At 73.5% G+C, this 20,067-nt stretch carries 1 protein-coding gene; it reads left to right on the plus strand.

Features of this window, described 5'->3' with window-relative positions; all coding sequences use genetic code 11:
• The first annotated feature begins 239 nt into the window (after positions 1-239).
• Complete coding sequence (locus ACFWA9_RS01645; RefSeq protein ID WP_380382322.1) at positions 240-20,033, plus strand: SDR family NAD(P)-dependent oxidoreductase; 19,794 nt, start codon at positions 240-242, stop codon at positions 20,031-20,033.
• Positions 20,034-20,067: the final 34 nt, after the last annotated feature.

The raw sequence follows: 20,067 nt of genomic DNA on the forward strand, positions 1-20,067 counted from the left end.
CAACCGGCGCGCCTTTCTCGGTTGAACACGTGGTCCTCCGGACGGAGCGGCTCATATCCTGACCGTCGGGGGCTCCGGCGGGCCATTTCCCGGATTTCCTCGCACAGCTCCAGTGCGGTTCTTCGACGCAGCTTTCTGTGCGGCCGTTCTGTTCAGCCCTTTTGCATTGCTGTTTCTCCTTGGCTGAAAGACATTCGACCAGGTATCGCACTCCCAGACTCCGGAATGCCGAGGGATTTGTGAACGAGACTGATGGGCCGGCCCTGACGGAACGTGCCGCAGCCGGTGCGGAGCCGTTGGCGATCGTCGGCATGAGCTGCCGCTACCCCGGCGGGGTCCGTTCGCCCGAGGACCTGTGGAGTCTGCTGGCCGAACGCCGGGACGCCCTCTCCGACTTCCCCGCGGACCGGAACTGGAACCTCGAATCCCTCTACGACGCCGACCCGGAGAGCGCCGGGAGGACCTACCTCACCCGGGGCGGTTTCCTCGACGACGCCGCCGGTTTCGACGCCGCCTTCTTCGGCATCCCGCCGCGCGAGGCGCTGGCGATGGACCCGCAGCAGCGGCTGCTGCTGGAGACCTCGTGGGAGGCCCTGGAGCGCTCCGGCATCACCCCGTCCGCGATCCGGGGCACCCGGACCGGCGTGTTCGTGGGCGCCGAGCCGAGGGAGTACGGCCCCCGGCTGCAGGAGGCGCCGGAGGGCGTGAAGGGCTACCTGCTCACCGGCACCACGACCAGCGTGATGTCCGGCCGGATCTCCTACCTGCTCGGGCTGCACGGGCCGTCCCTCACGGTGGACACCTCCGCCTCCAGCTCCCTGGTCGCCATCCACCTCGCCGTGCAGGCGCTGCGGTCCGGCGAGTGCTCGCTGGCGCTCGCCGGCGGCGTGTCCGTGATGGCCACCCCGGGGAACTTCGTCGCGTTCAGCGGGCTGCGGGCGCTGTCCTCGGACGGCGTCTGCCGCCCGTTCTCGGCCGCCGCCGACGGCACCGTCTGGTCCGAGGGCGCCGGCCTGATCGTCCTGGAGCGGCTGTCCGACGCCCTGCGCAACGGCCACTCCGTGCTGGCCGTGCTGCGCGGCTCGGCGATCAACTCCGACGGGACCAGCGACGGCCTGACCGCCCCGAACGGCCGCGCCCAGCAGGCGGTCATCCGCCGCGCCCTGGCGAACGCGAGCCTGTCCGCCGCCGACGTCGACGCGGTGGAGGCACACGGCACGGGCACCCGGGTCGGCGACCCGATCGAGGCGGGCGCACTGCTCGCCACCTACGGCCGGGAGCGCCCGGAGGGCCGGCCGCTGTGGCTCGGCTCGGTGAAGTCCAACATCGGGCACACCCAGGCGGCCGCCGGTGTGGCCGGGGTGATCAAGATGGTGCTGGCGCTCCAGCACGGCGAGTTGCCCGCGATGCTGCACGCGGAGGAGCCGTCGCCGCGGGTGGACTGGTCGGCGGGTGAGGTGCGGCTGCTGGCCGAGCCGGTGCCGTGGCCCGCCGGGGAGCACACGCGGCGCGCGGGCGTGTCGGCGTTCGGGATCAGCGGGACCAACGTCCACGTCGTCCTGGAGGAGGCACCGCCGACTGTCGAGACCGCCGAGGTGCCCCACCTGGCGCCGGTCCTCCCGGGCGCCGGTGCGTGGCTGGTGTCGGGCCGGTCGGCCGAGGGGCTGACGGCCCAGGCGGAGCGGCTGCGCGACTGGGTGACGGCCCGGCCGTCGGTGGAACCGGTGGACCTGGCGGCGTCGCTGGCGACCACCCGGGCGACGTTCGAGCACCGGGCGGTGGTGCTCGGGGCCGAGCGCGCCGAGCTGGTGGCCGGCCTGGAGAGCCTGGCTGCCGGGACGCCCTCGGCTTCGGTGGTGTCGGGTGTGGCGCGGCCGGGTGCCCGGGTGGGTCTGGTCTTCGCGGGTCAGGGTTCGCAGTGGGTCGGGATGGGCCGGGGCCTCTATGAGGGCAGTGCGGTCTTCGCCGAGGTCTTCGACCGGGTGTCCGGGCTGCTGGAGCTGGAGTTGGGTGTCTCGGTCCGGGACGTCGTGCTCGGCGCCGAGGGTGTGGACGAGTCGCTGGCGAACCAGACCTTGTACGCGCAGGCCGGGCTGTTCGCCTTCGAGGTCGCTGTCGCGGCGGTGCTGGAGGCCGCGGGCGTGACGCCGGACGCGGTGGTGGGTCATTCGGTGGGCGAGGTCGCGGCCGCGTATGTGGCCGGGGTGCTGTCGCTGTCCGAGGCCTCGCGGCTGGTGGCGGCGCGGGCGCGGTTGATGCAGGCGCTGCCGGCGGGCGGGGCGATGGCTGCGGTGAACGCGCCGGAGGCCGAGGTGCTGGCGGAGCTGGTGCCCGGGGTGGTGATCGCGGCGGTCAACGGCCCGGAGTCCGTGGTGGTTTCGGGTGAGGTCGAGGCCGTCGATCAGGTGGTGGAGCTGTGGCGGGGGCGGGGTCGCCGGGTGCGGCGGCTGCGGGTCTCGCACGCCTTCCACTCGCCGGCGATGGACCCGGTGCTGGACGAACTCACCGCCGTCGCGGCCGGGTTGGAGTACCACCGGCCGAACATGATGTGGGCGGGCGCGCTCACCGGTGAGCTGGTCACCGAGCCCGAGGCGGGCTACTGGCCGGCCCAGACCCGCCAGGCGGTGCGCTTCGCCGACGCGGTCGCCGCGCTGGCCCGCGAGGGCGTCTCGGTGTTCATCGAGGTCGGCCCCGACGGGTCACTCTCCTCGCTCGGCGCGGACATCGCGGCCGGCACCGCGAAGGACGAGCCCGTCTTCGTCCCGCTCCAGCGGCGCGACGACGAAGGCACCACGAGCCTGGTGACGGGCCTGGCCCGCGCCTCCGTGCACGGCGTGCCGGTGGACTGGCGTGCGGTCCTGCCCACCGGGAGGCCGGTGGAGCTGCCGACGTACGCCTTCCGGCACAAGCGCTTCTGGCTCGACAGCGGCCCCTCCGCGCAGGTGATGGAGCTGCCGCACGCGGCGGACGACACGGCCGGGGCACCCCCGCTCGACGCCGCCGACGGCTTGCTGCGCCGGCTCACGGGCCTGTCGCGGCCCGAGCAGGACCAGGTGGTCCTCGACCTGATCGCGGCGCACGCCGCGGCCGTCCTCGGACACCCCTCCGCGCAGGCGCTCGACCCCGCGCACACCTTCAAGGAACTCGGCTTCGACTCGGTGACCGGGGTCGAGCTGCGCAACCGGCTGAGCAGCGCGGTCGCCCTGCGGCTGCCCACCACACTGATCTTCGACTACCCGACCCCGGTGGCGCTGTCCGAGTACCTGCGGGCGCAGACGCTGGGGCACACCGACGACACCACGGCGGCGGCCCGGACGGCAGCGGCCGCCGACGAGCCGATCGCGATCGTGGCGATGAGCTGCCGCCTCCCCGGTGACGTCAGCGCCCCCGAGCAGCTCTGGGACCTGCTGGCCACCGGCGGCGACGCGGTCGGCGAACTCCCCACCGACCGCGGCTGGGACCTCTCGCAGCTCTTCGACCTGGACGCGGAGCGAGCCGGCACCTTCTACACGCGCGGCGGCGGATTCATCACCGGAGCCGGGGAGTTCGACGCCGGGTTCTTCGGGATCAGCCCGCGTGAGGCGCTGGCGATGGACCCGCAGCAGCGGCTGCTCCTCGAACTGTCCTGGGAGGCCTTCGAGCGGGCGGGCATCGACCCCAGGCGGCTGCGCGGCTCGGCGACCGGCGTCTTCGTGGGCGCCTCCTCGTCCGGCTACGGCGCCAACGCGCCCGAGGAGCTCGAAGGGCACCTCCAGTCGGGCATCGCGCCCAGCGTGATCTCCGGCCGGGTGGCCTACACGCTCGGCCTCGAAGGGCCGGCGCTCACCGTCGACACGGCGTGCTCGTCCTCCCTGGTGGCACTGCACCTGGCAAGCCAGTCGCTGCGGTCGGGGGAGTGCTCGCTGGCGCTGGCGGGCGGCGTCACCGTGCACGCCACCACGGCGTGGCTCGCCTGGTTCAGCCGACAGCAGGGCCTCGCGGCGGACGGCCGCTGCAAGGCGTACTCGGAGCAGGCCGACGGCATGGGCATGGCCGAGGGCGCCGGCATCGTCGTGCTGGAGCGGTTGTCGGACGCGCTGCGCAACGGGCACAGGGTGCTCGCGGTGGTGCGGGGTTCGGCGGTGAACCAGGACGGTGCGTCCAACGGTCTGACGGCGCCGAACGGGCCGTCGCAGCAGCGGGTGATCCGGGCCGCGCTGGCCGGCGCCGGGTTGTCCGCGGCCGAGGTGGACGTGGTCGAGGGGCACGGCACCGGGACCAGGCTGGGTGACCCGATCGAGGCGCAGGCGCTGCTGGCGACGTACGGCCAGGACCGGCCGCAGGACCGGCCGCTGCTGCTCGGCTCGCTGAAGTCCAATATCGGGCACACCCAGTGGTCCTCGGGTGTCGCGGGCGTGATCAAGATGGTGCTCGCCCTGCAGCACGAGCAGGTGCCCCAGACGCTGCACGCCGAGGAACCCTCCTCGCACGTGGACTGGGAGGCGGGCGCGGTCCGGCTGGCGACATCGGCGGTGGCCTGGCCGCACTCCGAGGAGCGGCCGCGACGCGCGGGTGTGTCGTCGTTCGGCATCAGCGGGACCAATGCGCACGTGATCATCGAGCAGGCGCCGGTGCAGGATGCTCCGGTCACCCGCGCCGATGGTGTCGACCTGCCGGTGGTGCCGTGGTCCCTTTCGGCGCGGTCGGCGGAGGGTCTTGCCGGTCAGGCGGAGCGGTTGGCGGCGTTCGTTGAGCGTGCTGATCCTGATGTCCTGGACGCTGGTTGGTCGTTGGCGGTGTCGCGGGCGGCGTTGGAGCAGCGGGCGGTGGTGCTGGGCTCGGACCGCGAGGAGTTGCTGGCGGGTCTTGCGGCGCTGGCCGGGGGCCGTGAGGTTCCCGGTGTGGTGACCGGGTCCGTGGGGGGTGCGGGCAAGGTCGGGTTCGTGTTCACCGGCCAGGGTGCGCAGCGCGTCGGTATGGGGCAGGGCCTCTACCAGGCGTTCCCGGTGTTCGCCGAGGCCTTCGACGCGGTGTGTGCGGGGCTAGCCGAGCATTTGGACGGTTCGCTGGCGGGTGTGATCCGGGGTGAGGGCCCGATCGACGAGACGGGGTGGGCGCAGCCCGCGCTGTTCGCGGTCGAGGTGGCGCTGTTCCGTTTGCTGGAGTCGTGGGGTGTGAGTCCGCAGGTGGTGGCCGGTCATTCGATCGGTGAGCTGGCCGCGGCGCATGTGGCGGGGGTGTGGTCGCTGGAGGACGCCTGTGCGGTGGTGGCCGCGCGTGGCCGGCTGATGCAGCAGCTGCCGTCCGGTGGTGCGATGGTGGCCGTCGAGGCGACGGAGGAGCAGGTTCTCGAAGGGATCGCGGGCCGGGCCGGTGTCGGTATCGCGGCCGTGAACGGCCCCAAGGCCGTGGTGATCTCGGGTGTCGAGGACGAAGTGCTGCAGGCCGCCCAACAGTTGGCTCAGGCGGGCGCACGCACGAAGCGTCTCCAGGTTTCCCACGCCTTCCATTCCCCGCTGATGGAGCCGATGCTGGAGGAGTTCGCCCGCGTCGTCGCCGCCGTGAGCTACCGCGTGCCCAAGCTGGCGATGGTCTCCGCCCTGACCGGCCTCCCTGTGACGGACGAGGTCACGGACCCGGCCTACTGGGTGAAGCACGTCCGCGAGGCCGTTCGCTTCCACGACGCCGCGCAGTCCCTTCGCGCCGCCGGTGTGCGGACGTTCGTGGAGATCGGCCCCGACGGCGTGCTGTCCGGCATGGGCCCGCAGACCCGCACCGACGACCAGGGCGAGCCCGAGGTCTGGCTGCCGCTGCTGCGTCGCGGCCGTGACGAGCCCCGCGCCTTGATGACCGCGCTCGCGAAGCTCTTCGTGCGCGGTGTGCCGGTCGCCTGGGAGCAGGTCTACGCGGACACCGGTGCCCAGCAGGTCGACCTGCCCACCTACGCCTTCCAGCGGCAGCGTTACTGGTTGACCGCGACGGCGGGCAGCCGCGCCGAGGACCTCGGTCTGGAGAACCCCGGACACCCGCTGCTCGGCGCCGCCGTCACCCTGCCGGCCACCGGCGGCGTCGTCCTGACCGGAAGGCTGTCACTCGCCGCACAGCCCTGGCTGGCCGATCATGTGGTCGCCGGGCAGGTCGTCGTCCCCGGCGCCGCGCTGGTCGAGATGGCCGTGCGCGCGGGCGACGAGGCCGGCTGCACCCGGGTCGAGGAACTGGTCATCGAGGCGCCGCTGGTCCTCCCTGCGCAGGGTGGCGTCCGGGTCCAGGTGACGGTGGACGGTCCGGACGAGTCCGGTCGCCGGGAGCTCGGTGTCTACGCCCAGGCCGAGGAGGCGGCGCCCGACGGGGAGTGGACCCGGCATGCGTCGGGCACGCTGTCGGTCGCCACGGCGTCGGCCGACAGCCTGCCGGCCGAGTGGCCCCCGGCAGGCGCCGAGGCGGTGGACCTCGAAGGGTTCTACCCGGCGCTGGCCGCCAGCGGCCTCGCCTACGGACCGGCGTTCCAGGGGATACGGGCGGCCTGGCGGCGCGGCGAGGAGCTGTTCGCCGAGGTCGCGCTGCCGGACGGCGTCAGCGCCGCCGACTTCGGGCTGCACCCCGCCCTGCTGGACGCCGCCCTGCACGTGATCGTGGGGACGGGCGAGCGCCGGGACCGGCTTGAGGTCCCGTTCTCCTGGGGGAACGTCGACCTGCATGCCACCGGCGCCGCCCTGGCCCGGGTCCGGGTGACCCCGGAGCTGAGCGGTGAGGGCGTGTCGCTGACGCTGGCCGACGCGACGGGCGCGTTGATCGCCTCGGTCGGTTCGCTGGTCCTGCGGCCCTTCGCGGGCGCCGCGGCACCCGCGAGCGACGGCCTGTTCGGCGTGGAGTGGGTCCCGGCTGCCCTGGACGGCGCGGAAACGGAGGGCGGCCGGTGGGCCGTCCTCGGGACCATGGAACTGCCGGGTGCGGAGTCGTTCCCGGATCTGGCGGCGCTGGTGGCGTCGGCGGAGCCGGCTCCTGAGGTCGTGGTGGTACGGGTCGTGCCGGAGCCGGGTGACGTCCCGGCCGGGGCCCGTCGTACAGCCGCCGGTGTGCTGGGTCTGGTGCAGGAGTGGCTGGCGGCGGATTCCCTGTCCGCGTCCCGTCTGCTGGTGGTGACCGAGCGGGCCGTCGACGCCGGTCCCGAGGCACCGACGGAGGTCGCGGCCGCTCCGGTGTGGGGCCTGGTCCGGGTGGCGCAGGCGGAGAATCCGAACCGGATCGTCCTCGCCGATGTCGAGGACGCCTCCATGGAGGTGCTGCGCCAGGGTGTGGCCTCCGGTGAGCCGCAGTTCGCGGTGCGGGCCGGCCAGCTGCGGGTGCCCCGGCTGGCGCGCGTCGCGGAGGGGTTGCCGGTCCCGGCGGAGCGGGTGTGGAGCCTGGGCTTCCACGAGCGCGGCACGCTGGAGAACCTCACCCTGCTGGGTGCCGAGGAGGCGGGTGCGCTCGCCGCCGGTCAGGTGCGGGTCGCCCTGCGTGCGGCGGGCGTGAACTTCCGCGACGTGCTCAACGTGCTGGACATGTACCCGGGTGACGCGGGCCGGCTGGGTCTGGAGGGCGCCGGTGTCGTGCTGGAGGTCGGTCCGGGCGTGACCGGGCTCCGGCCGGGCGATGCGGTGATGGGCCTGTTCACGGGCGCGTTCACCACCGAGGCGGTGACCGACCAGCGGCTGCTGGCCCCGGTGCCGTTTGGATGGACGATGGCGGAGGCGGCCGGTGCGCCGCTGGTGTTCCTGACCGCCTGGTACGCGCTGGTGGAGCTGGCCGGCCTGCGGCGGGACGAGCGGGTGCTGGTCCACGCCGCCGCCGGTGGCGTGGGCATCGCGGCGGTGCAACTGGCCCGGCAGCTGGGGGCGGAGGTGTTCGCGACCGCGTCGCCCGCCAAGTGGGCGGCGGTGCGCGGACTGGGTGTCAGTGCGTCGCACGTCGCGTCGTCCCGCACGACCGACTTCGAGGAGACCTTCCGGACCGCGTCCGCCGGCCACGGGGTGGACGTGGTGCTGGACTCCCTGGCCGGGGAGTTCGTGGACGCGTCGCTCCGGCTGACCCGGGCGGGCGGCCGGTTCGTCGAGATGGGCAAGACCGACATCCGTGACCCGGAACAGGTGCGCCGCGACCACGGCGTCGCCTACCGGGCGTTCGACCTGCTGGACCTGGACCCGGACGTGCTCGGCCGGATGCTGCGGTCGCTGACCCTGCTGTTCGAGGAGGGCGCCCTGCGGCCGCTGCCGGTGGCCTGCTGGGACGCACGCCGCGCGGTGGACGCCTTCCGGTTCCTGAGCCAGGCGCGGCACATCGGCAAGGTCGTCCTGACCCTGCCCGCGACGGCCGCCGGGGCGGGCACGGTCCTGGTGACCGGCGCGTCCGGTGCGCTGGGCGGTCTGGTGGCCCGGCACCTCGCCGAGAGCGGGCGGGCCGGGCACCTGGTGCTGGCCTCGCGTCGTGGCATCGAGGCCGCCGGGATGCCGGAGCTGGTCGCCGACCTGGAGGCGCTGGGCGCCGAGGTCACGGTGGCGGCCTGCGACGTGGCCGACCGCGACGAGCTCGCGGCCGTCCTGGCGGGTGTGCCGCTGACGGGCGTCGTGCACGCCGCCGGGATCGTCGACGACGGGATCGCGGCCTCGCTGAGCCCGGAGCGGGTGGCGGCGGTGATGCGGCCGAAGGCCGACGCGGCTTGGCACCTGCACGAGCTGACCCGCGGCCTCGACCTGGACATGTTCGTCCTGTTCTCCTCGATCGCCGGCGTCTGGGGCAACCCGGGCCAGGCCAACTACGCGGCCGGGAACACCTTCCTGGACGCGCTGGCGGCCTCCCGCCGCCGGGCCGGTCTGCCCGCCGCGTCCCTGGTGTGGGGGCCGTGGGAACACGGCATGACCGCCAAGCTCGACCGGGCCGACTGGCAGCGGATGTCCCGCCAGGGGCTGAAGCCGCTGCCCGCGGCCGACGGCCTCGCCATGCTGGACACGGCGGCCCGCGCCGCCGACGCCCTGACGGTGACGGCCAAGCTGGACCTCGCCGCCCTGCGCCGCTCGGGCGAGGTCCCGCCCTTCCTGTCCGGTCTGGTCCGAACCGGGCATGCGGGCCCGCCCACCCGGCGCACGGCCGGCGGTCCGGCCGCCGACGGCCGGAACGCGCTGACCACCAGGCTCCTGGCGCTTGACCCCGCCGAGCGGACCGCCGCCGTCCTCGACGTGATCGCGGCGCAGGCCGCCCTGGTGCTGGGCATGGCCGGACCGGAGAGCATCGAGGCCGGCCGAGCCTTCCGCGAGACCGGCTTCGACTCGCTGACCTCCGTGGAACTGCGCAACCGGCTGAACTCGGCGACGGGCCTGCGCCTGTCGGCGACGACGGTCTTCGACTACCCGACGCCGGCGGCGCTGGCCGGGTTCATGCTGGGCGAGCTGGTCGGCGCGGCCGAGCCCGGCCCGGCGGGGGCCGCGCCTGCGGTCACGGCCGGCGCGCCCGCCGACGAGGACCCGGTGGTCATCGTCGGCATGGGATGCCGGTTCCCCGGCGGGGTGTCGTCCCCCACCGAGTTCTGGGAGCTGCTGGAGGCACGCGGGGACGCGATCGGTCCGTTCCCGACGGACCGAGGCTGGGCGCCGGACGTCCACGATCCGGACCCGGAGGCGGTCGGCAAGAGCCTGTCCGGCGAGGGCGGATTCCTCTACGACGCCGGGGAGTTCGACGCCGGGTTCTTCGGGATCAGCCCGCGTGAGGCCATCGCGATGGACCCGCAGCAGCGACTGCTGCTGGAGACGTCGTGGGAGGCGCTGGAGGACGCCGGGATCGACCCGAACACACTGCGCGGCTCCGCGACCGGCGTCTTCGCCGGCCTGATCTACCACGACTACCTGCCGTTCGGCGCGGTGTCCGAGAACGTCGAGGGCTATGCCGGCACCGGCGGCTCGGGCGGGGTCGCCTCCGGGCGGGTGGCGTACGCGCTGGGGCTGGAGGGCCCGGCGGTGACGGTGGACACGGCGTGCTCCTCGTCGCTGGTGGCGCTGCACCTGGCCTGCCAGTCGCTGCGCTCGGGCGAGAGCACGCTGGCCTTCGCCGGCGGCGTCAACGTGATGTCGACGCCCGGCACCTTCATCGACTTCACCCGGCAGGGCGGTCTGGCCGCCGACGGCCGGTGCAAGGCGTTCGCGGAGTCCGCGGACGGCACCGGGTGGGGCGAGGGCGTCGGCGTCCTGGTGCTGGAGCGGCTGTCGGACGCGCGGCGCAACGGTCACAAGGTGCTCGCGGTGGTGGCCGGTACGGCGGTCAACCAGGACGGTGCGTCCAACGGTCTCACCGCCCCGAACGGCCCGTCGCAGCAGCGGGTGATCCGGGCCGCGCTGGCCGGCGCCGGGTTGTCCGCGGCCGAGGTGGACGTGGTCGAGGCCCATGGCACCGGGACCAGGTTGGGTGATCCGATCGAGGCGCAGGCGTTGCTGGCGACCTACGGCCAGGGGCGACCGGAGGACCGGCCGCTGCTGCTGGGGTCCGTGAAGTCCAACATCGGCCACGCCCAGGCGGCCGCCGGTGTGGCGGGTGTCATCAAGATGGTCGCGGCGATGCAGCGCGGTGTGTTGCCGGCGACCCTGCATGTGGACGCGCCGTCCTCGCACGTGGACTGGGAGTCGGGCGCGGTCCGGCTGGTCACCGAGGCGCAGCCGTGGCCGGATGCCGGGCATCCCCGGCGCGCGGGCGTGTCCTCGTTCGGGTTCTCCGGGACCAATGCGCACGTGATCATCGAGCAGGCGCCGGAGCAGGATGCCCCGGTCGCCCGTTCCGGTGGTGTCGACCTGCCGGTGGTGCCGTGGTTCCTCTCGGGGCGATCGGCGGAGGGTCTTGCCGGGCAGGCGGAGCGGTTGGCGGCGTTCGTTGAGCGCTCCGATGCTGATGTCCTGGACGTGGGTTGGTCGTTGGCGGTGTCGCGGGCGGCACTGGAGCAGCGGGCGGTGGTGCTGGGCTCGGACCGCGAGGAGTTGCTGGCCGGTCTTGCGGCGCTGGCCGGGGGCCGTGAGGTCCCCGGTGTGGTGACCGGGTCGGTGGGTGGTGCGGGCAAGGTCGGGTTCGTGTTCACCGGTCAGGGTGCGCAGCGCGTCGGTATGGGGCAGGGCTTGTATGCCGCCTTCCCGGTGTTCGCCGAGGCCTTCGACGCGGCGTGTGCGGGGCTGGCCGAGCACGTGGACGGTTCGCTGGCGGGTGTGATCCGGGGTGAGGGCCCGATCGACGAGACGGGGTGGGCGCAGCCCGCGCTGTTCGCCGTTGAGGTGGCGCTGTTCCGTTTGCTGGAGTCGTGGGGTGTGGGCCCCCAGGTGGTGGCCGGTCATTCGATCGGTGAGCTGGCGGCGGCGCATGTGGCGGGGGTGTGGTCGCTGGAGGACGCCTGCGCTGTAGTGGCCGCGCGTGGCCGGCTGATGCAGCAACTGCCGTCCGGTGGTGCGATGGTGGCCGTCGAGGCGACTGAGGAGCAGGTTCTCGAAGCGATCGCGGGCCGGGCCGGTGTCGGTATCGCCGCGGTGAACGGCCCCAAGGCTGTGGTGATCTCCGGCGTCGAGGACGAAGTGCTCTTTGCGGCAGCCGAGTTGGCCGCGTCCGGCGCTCGGACGAAGCGTCTCCAGGTCTCGCACGCGTTCCATTCCCCGCTGATGGAGCCGATGCTGGAGGAGTTCGCCGGCGTCGTCGCCGCCGTGAGCTACCGCGTGCCCAAGCTGGCGATGGTTTCCGCCCTGACCGGTCTCCCGGTGACGGACGAGGTCACGGACCCGGCCTACTGGGTGAAGCACGTTCGCGAGGCGGTTCGCTTCCACGACGCCGCGCAGTCCCTGCGTGCGGCCGGCGTCCGGACGTTCGTGGAGATCGGCCCCGACGGTGTGCTGTCCGGTATGGGCCCGCAGACCCGGATCGACACCGAGGGCGAGGCAGCCGCCGAGGTCTGGCTGCCGCTGCTGCGCCGGGGCCGTGACGAATCCCGCGCTCTGCTCACCGCCCTCGCGAAGCTCTTCGTGCGCGGTCTGGCGGTCGCGTGGGGCGAGGTCTTCGCGGGCACCGACGCCCAGCGGATCGACCTGCCCACCTATGCCTTCCAGCGGCAGCGTCACTGGCTGCCCGCCGCTGCCGCTGCGGTGGACGCGGCCGGCCTGGGCCAGTCACCGGCGCGTCATCCGCTGCTGGGCGCGGCGGTGACCCTGCCGGCCAGTGGGGGTCTCGTGCTGACCGGGCGGCTGTCGCTGACCGGACAACCGTGGCTGGCCGATCACGTGGTCGCCGGGCAGGTGGTCCTGCCGGGGACGGCGCTGGTCGAGATGGCCGTGCGGGCCGGGGACGAGACCGGGTGCGGGCGGGTCGAGGAACTGGTGATCGAGGCACCGTTGGTGCTCCCGCCGCAGGGCGCGGTCCGGGTGCAGGTCACGGTGGACGAGGCGGACGAGTCCGGCCGCCGTGCCGTGGCCGTCTACGCCCAGGCCGAGGACGCGGCGTTCGCGGAGGAGTGGACCCGTCATGCGTCGGGCACGCTGACGCCGGTCGCGCCGGAGGCGGGGGAGGCGCTGACCGAGTGGCCGCCGGCGGGTGCCGAGGCGGTGGACCTCGAAGGCTTCTACCCGGCGCTGGCCGCCAGCGGTCTCGCCTACGGTCCGGTGTTCCAGGGGGTGCGGGCGGCGTGGCGGCGTGGCGAGGAGCTGTTCGCCGAGGTCGCGCTGCCGGACGGGGTGGGCGTGACCGGGTTCGGACTGCACCCCGCTCTGCTGGACGCCTCCCTGCACGTGATCGTGGGTACGGGCGAGCGCCTGGCGCGGCCGGAAGTGCCGTTCGCCTGGGGCGATGTGGTCGTCCATGCCGCGGATGCGGTGGCTGCCCGGGTGCGGGTCACGCCTTCGGGTGAGGGCGTGTCGCTGGCGCTGGCCGATGCCACGGGTGGGTTGATCGCCTCGGTGGGTTCGGTGGTCCTGCGGCCCTTCGCAGCGGTGGCGGCGCCGGCTCATGGTGACCTGTTCGGTGTGGAGTGGGTTCCGGCTGCCCTGGCCGACGCGGAGACGGAGGGTGGTCGGTGGGCTGTCCTCGGCAGGGCGGAGCTGGCGGGTGCGGAGTCGTTCCCGGATCTGGCGGCGCTGGTGGCGTCGGCGGAGGCCGTGCCCGACGTGGTGGTGGTGCGGGTTGCGCCGGAGCCGGGTGATGTCCCGGCTGCGGCCGGTCGCACAACCGCTGACGTGCTGGGTCTGGTGCAGGAGTGGCTGGCGGCGGAGTCCCTGGTCGGGTCCCGTCTGCTGGTGGTGACCGAGCGGGCCGTCGACGCCGGGCCGGAGGAGTCGATGGACGTCGCGGCTGCTCCGGTGTGGGGTCTGGTCCGGGTGGCGCAGGCGGAGAACCCGGACCGGATCGTTCTCGCCGATGTCGAGGACGCCTCTATGGAGGTGCTGCGCCTGGGTGTGGCCTCCGGTGAGCCGCAGTTCGCCGTGCGGGCCGGCCAGGTGCGTGTACCCAGGTTGATGCGGGTGCCGTCGACGCCTGCCGCCGACTCGGCCGGTCGTCCGGGCACGGTGCTGATCACCGGCGCGTCGGGTGCGTTGGGCGGTCTGGTGGCGCGGCACCTCGCGGAGAGCGGGCGGGCCGAGCACCTGGTCCTGCTGTCGCGTCGGGGCATCGAGGCCCCCGGAATGCCGGAGCTGGTCGCCGACCTGAAGGGCCTGGATGTCGATGCCACGGTCGTGGCCTGTGACGTGGCCGATCGCGAGGAACTCGCCGACGCGCTCGCGGGTGTGCCGCTGACGGGTGTCGTCCACGCGGCCGGGATCGTCGACGACGGGCTCGTCGCCTCGCTGACCCCGGAGCGGTTGGCGGCGGTGATGCGGCCGAAGGTCGACGCCGCCTGGCACCTGCACGAGCTGACCCGTCACCTGGACCTCGACATGTTCGTCCTGTTCTCCTCGGTGGCCGGCGTCTGGGGCAACCCGGGTCAGGCGAACTACGCGGCGGGGAACACGTTCCTGGACGCCCTGGCCGCTCACCGGCGGCACGAGGGCCTGGCCGCGGTGTCGCTGGCGTGGGGCCCGTGGGAGAACGGCATGGCCGGCGGTCTCACCGACGCCGACTGGCGCCGGCTGTCCCGTCAGGGGCTGAGGCCGCTGCCCGCGTCGGACGGGCTCGGCATGCTCGACGCGGCCGCTCGCGCCGCCGCACCGCTCGTGGTGACGGCCAGGCTGGACCTGGCGGCTCTGCGGAACTCCGGCGAGGTGCCGCCGCTGCTGACCGGTCTGGTCCGCGCCGGGCACCAAGGCTCGCGTACCCGCCGCTCGGCGGGCCGGGCCGCCGTCGGCGCCCAGAACGCGTTGGCCGCGCGGCTGGCCGGGCTGGGGCCGGACGAGCAGCGGGAGGTGGTGCGGGAGCTGGTGCTGTCGCAGGCCGCTCTGGTGCTGGGGATGGCCGGACCGGCCGGCCTGGACGCCGAACGTTCCTTCCGGGACGTCGGGTTCGACTCGCTCACCGCCGTCGAACTGCGCAGCCGACTGAACAATGTGACGGGTCTGCGGCTCTCGGCGACGATCGTGTTCGACTACCCGACACCGGCGGCCCTGGTCGGCCACCTGGTGGGCGAGCTGGTCGGTGGGGCCGAGCCCGTGTCGGCGGGCTCCGCACGGTCCGTGGTCCGACGCGCGTCGGCCGAGGACGACCGCGTGGTGATCGTCGGAATGGCGTGCCGGTTCCCGGGCGGGGTGTCGTCGCCAGGTGAGTTCTGGGAGCTGCTGGAGTCGCGCGGGGACGCGATCGGCCTCTTCCCGACCGACCGCGGCTGGCCCGGCGACGTGGTCGATCCGGATCCGGACGCGGTGGGCAAGAGCGTGTCCGGTGAAGGCGGATTCCTCTACGACGCTGCCGAGTTCGACGCGGAGTTCTTCGGGATCAGTCCGCGTGAGGCGGTGGCGACGGATCCGCAGCAGCGGTTGTTGCTGGAGGCGTCGTGGGAGGCGTTGGAGGACGCGGGGATCGACCCGACGGGGCTGCGGGGCAGCGCGACGGGGGTGTTCTCGGGGCTCTTCTATCACGACTACCTGCCGTCGCACTTCGTGCCGGAGGAGGTCGAGGGGTATCTGGGGACGGGGGGCACGGGTTCGGTGGCCTCGGGGCGGGTGGCGTATGCGCTGGGGCTGGAGGGTCCGGCGGTGACGGTGGACACGGCGTGTTCGTCGTCGCTGGTGGCGCTGCACCTGGCTTGCCAGTCGCTGCGCTCGGGGGAGAGTTCGCTCGCGCTGGCGGGTGGTGTGACGGTGATGTCGACGCCCGGTACGTTCATCGACTTCTCGCGGCAGCGCGGTCTTGCGGCCGACGGCCGGTGCAAGGCCTACGCGGAGTCCGCGGACGGCACCGGGTGGGGCGAGGGCGTCGGCGTCCTGGTGGTGGAGCGCATGTCCGACGCGCTGCGCAACGGGCACCGCATCCTGGCCGTGGTCGCCGGTACGGCGGTCAACCAGGACGGTGCGTCCAACGGTCTGACGGCGCCGAACGGGCCGTCGCAGCAGCGGGTGATCCGGGCGGCCCTGGCCAACGCCGGTCTGTCGGCTAGCGAGGTGGACGTGGTCGAGGGCCACGGCACCGGGACCAGGTTGGGTGATCCGATCGAGGCGCAGGCGTTGCTGGCGACCTACGGCCAGGACCGGCCGCAGGACCGGCCGCTGCTGCTGGGGTCCGTGAAGTCCAACATCGGTCACGCGCAGGCCGCCGCCGGTGCCGCAGGGATCATCAAGATGGTCGCCGCGATGCAGCACGGCGTGGTGCCGGCGACGCTGCACGCGGATGAGCCGTCCTCGCGGATCGACTGGGAGTCGGGCGCGGTCCGACTGGTGACCGAAGCGGTGCCGTGGCCGGATGCCGGGCATCCCCGGCGCGCGGGTGTTTCGTCCTTCGGGTTCTCCGGGACCAATGCGCACGTGATCATCGAGCAGGCGCCGGACCAGGACACTTCGGGCTCCGGTTCCGGTGGTGTTGACCTGCCGGTGGTGCCGTGGTTCCTCTCGGCGCGGTCGGCGGAGGGTCTTGCCGGGCAAGCGGAGCGGTTGGCGGCGTTCGTTGAGCGCTCTGATGCTGATGACCTGGACGTGGGTTGGTCGTCGGCGGTGTCGCGGGCGGCGCTCGAGCAGAGGGCGGTGGTCCTCGGTGCGGACCGCGAGGAGTTGCTGGCGGGTCTTGCGGCGTTGGCCGAGGGCCGCGAGGTCCCCGGTGTGGTGACCGGGTCCGTGGGGGGTGCGGGCAGGGTCGGGTTCGTGTTCACCGGTCAGGGTGCGCAGCGCGTTGGCATGGGGCAGGGCCTCTACCAGGCGTTCCCGGTGTTCGCCGACGCCTTCGACGCGGTGTGTGCGGGTCTGGCCGAGCACGTGGACGGTTCCCTGGCGGGTGTGATCCGGGGTGAGGGCCCGATCGACGAGACGGGGTGGGCGCAGCCCGCGCTGTTCGCCGTTGAGGTGGCGCTGTTCCGTCTGCTGGAGTCGTGGGGTGTGGGCCCGCAGGTGGTGGCCGGTCATTCGATCGGTGAGCTGGCGGCGGCGCATGTGGCGGGGGTGTGGTCGCTGGAGGACGCCTGTGCGGTGGTGGCCGCGCGTGGTCGGCTGATGCAGCAACTGCCGTCCGGTGGTGCGATGGTGGCCGTCGAGGCGACTGAGGAGCAGGTTCTCGAAGCGATCGCGGGCCGGGCCGGTGTCGGTATCGCCGCGGTGAACGGCCCCAAGGCCGTGGTGATCTCGGGTGTCGAGGATGAAGTCCTGGCTGCGGCAACCGAGTTGGCCACATCCGGCGCACGCACGAAGCGTCTCCAGGTCTCGCACGCCTTCCATTCCCCGCTGATGGAGCCGATGCTGGAGGAGTTCGCCCGCGTCGTCGCCGCCGTCAGCTACCGCACTCCCAAGCTGACGATGGTCTCTGCCCTCACCGGCCACCAGGTCACCGACGAGGTCACGGACCCGGCCTACTGGGTGAAGCACGTTCGCGAGGCGGTCCGCTTCCACGACGCCGCACAGGCCCTTCGCGCCGCCGGCGTCCGGACGTTCGTGGAGATCGGCCCCGACGGTGTGCTGTCCGGCATGGGCCCGCAGACCCGTACCGACGACCAGGCCGAGCCCGAGGTCTGGCTCCCCCTCCTGCGTCGCGGCCGTGACGAGCCCCGCGCCTTGATGACCGCGCTCGCGAAGCTCTTCGTGCGGGGTGTGCCGGTTGCCTGGGAGCAGGTCTACGCGGACACCGGTGCCCAGCAGGTCGACCTGCCCACCTACGCTTTCCAGCGGCAGCGTTACTGGCTGACCGCGACGGCGGGTAGCCGTGCCGAGGACCTCGGCCTGGAGAGCGCAGGGCACCCCCTGCTGGGCGCGGCGGTCACCCTGCCAGCCACCGGCGGAGTGGTCCTGACCGGAAGGCTGTCACTCGCCGCACAGCCCTGGCTGGCCGATCATGTGGTCGCCGGGCAGGTCGTCGTCCCCGGCGCCGTGCTGGTCGAGATGGCCGTGCGCGCGGGTGACGAGGCCGGCTGCACCCGGGTCGAGGAGCTGCTGATCGAGGCGCCGCTGGTGCTGCCGCCCCAGGGCGGAGCGCGGGTGCAGGTGACGGTCGACGAGGCGGACGAGTCCGGCCGCCGCGTGGTGGCCCTTTACGCCCAGGCCGAGGAAGCGGCGCAGGAGGAGGAGTGGACCCGGCACGCCGCCGGTGTTCTCGCTCCGGCCGACACGTCTGCCGAAGTTCACGGCGATCTGGCGCAGTGGCCGCCGGCGGGTGCCGAGGCGGTGGATCTTGACGGGTTCTACCCGGGGCTCGCCGACAGCGGTCTCGCCTACGGTCCGGTGTTCCAGGGGGTGCGGGCGGCGTGGCGGCGTGGCGAGGAGCTGTTCGCCGAGGTCGCGCTGCCGGACGGGGTGGGCGTGACCGGGTTCGGGCTGCACCCCGCGTTGCTGGACGCCTCCCTGCACGTGATCGTGGGCACGGGCGAGCGCCTGGCGCGGCCGGAAGTGCCGTTCGCCTGGGGCGATGTGGTGGTGCATGCCGCGGATGCGGTGGCCGCCCGGGTGCGGGTCACGCCTTCGGGTGAGGGCGTGTCGCTGACCCTGGCCGATGCCACGGGTGCGTTGATCGCCTCGGTCGGTTCGGTGGTCCTGCGGCCTTTCGCGGGTGCCGCGGCGCCCGCGAGCGACGGCCTGTTCGGTGTGGAGTGGGTTCCGGCTGCTCTGGACGGTGCCGCGACGGAGGGTGGTCGGTGGGCTGTCCTCGGGACGGTGGAGCTGGCGGGTGCGGAGTCGTTCCCGGATCTGGCGGCGCTGGTGGCGTCGGCGGAGGCCGTGCCCGAGGTGGTGGTGGTGCGGGTTGTTCCGGACGCCGTGGACGAGGTCCCGGCTGCGGCTGGTCGCACAACCGCTGACGTGCTGGGTCTGGTGCAGGAGTGGCTGGCGGCGGAGTCCCTGTCCGGGTCCCGTCTGCTGGTGGTGACCGAGCGGGCCGTCGACGCCGGGCCGGAGGCGCCGATGGACGTCGTGGCGGCTCCGGTGTGGGGTCTGGTCCGGGTGGCGCAGGCGGAGAATCCGGGCCGGATCGTTTTGGCGGATGTGGACGAGATGTCCGCAGAGGTGCTTCGCCTGGGTGTGGCCTCGGGTGAGGCGCAGTTCGCGGTGCGGGCCGGCCAGGTAAGGGTCCCCCGCCTGGTGCGGGTGCCGTCGACGCCTGCCGCCGACTCGGCCGGTCGTCCGGGCACGGTGCTGATCACCGGTGCGTCGGGTGCGCTAGGCGGTCTGGTGGCGCGGCACCTCGCGGAGAGCGGGCGGGCCGAGCACCTGGTCCTGCTGTCACGTCGGGGCATCGAGGCCCCCGGAATGCCGGAGCTAGTCGCCGACCTGAAAGGCCTGGATGTCGAGGTCACGGTCGTGGCCTGTGACGTGGCCGATCGCGAGGAACTCGCCGACGCGCTCGCGGGTGTGCCGCTGACGGGTGTCGTCCACGCGGCGGGTGTTCTGGACGACGGGCTCGTCGCCTCGCTGACGCCGGAGCGGTTGGCGGCGGTGATGCGGCCGAAGGTCGACGCGGCGTGGCATCTGCATGAGCTGACGCGCGAGCTGGACCTGGACATGTTCGTCCTGTTCTCCTCGATCGCGGGTGTGATCGGTAACGCGGGTCAGGCGAACTACGCGGCGGGGAACACGTTCCTGGACGCGCTGGCCGCTCATCGGCGGTACGAGGGTCTGCCGGGGGTGTCGTTGGCGTGGGGCCCGTGGGAGAACGGCATGGCAGGTGAGCTCTCGGAGGCGGACCGCCGCCGGATGGGCCGGCAGGGTCTGCGGCCACTGTCCGACGCGCGTGGGCTCGCCGTCCTGGAGGCGGCCGTCGGTCGGACCGAAGCACTCTTCGTGGCGGCGGAGTTGAACGTGGCCGCCCTGAGGGGATCCGGCGAGGTCCCGCCGCTGCTGTCCGGTCTGGTGCGCGGATCGCGGGCCGGTGGGTCGGCCCGTCGATCGGTCGCGGAGCCTGCCGCCGACGGTCGGAGCACCCTGGCCGCGCGGTTGGCCGGGCTGGGGCCGGACGAGCAGCGGGAGGTGGTGCGGGAGCTGGTGCTGTCGCAGGCCGCCCTGGTGCTGGGGATGGCCGGTCCGGGCAGTCTGGACGCCGAACGTTCCTTCCGGGACGTCGGGTTCGACTCGCTCACCGCCGTCGAACTGCGCAACCGGCTGAACAGCGCCACCGGCCTGCGGCTGCCGGCCACGGCGGTCTTCGACTACCCGAGCCCGACGGCCCTGGCCGACTTCCTGGCCCAGGAGACCTTCGGGTCGGTCGCCGAGGTGTCGGGCGCCTTGGCGGCGTACTCCGGACTCGACCGGCTCGAAGCCTCGGTCACCGAGCTCCTGGGCGACGAGGCCGCCCGGGCCCGGGTGACGGCGCGGCTCAAGGACATCCTCTCGGCGCTGAGCGACACCGCCGGGTCCGGCGAGGGGGACGAGGGTGCCTCGGTCGCCGAGACGATCCAATCGGCCAGTGACGACGACATGTTCGACTTCATCGACAACCAGCTCGGGCTCTGAGTACGTCGCCGTACCACCGTGCGAAATGAGGAAG

Origin of the sequence: Kitasatospora sp. NPDC059973, from assembly GCF_042737525.1 — a bacterium.
GTDB lineage: Bacteria > Actinomycetota > Actinomycetes > Streptomycetales > Streptomycetaceae > Kitasatospora.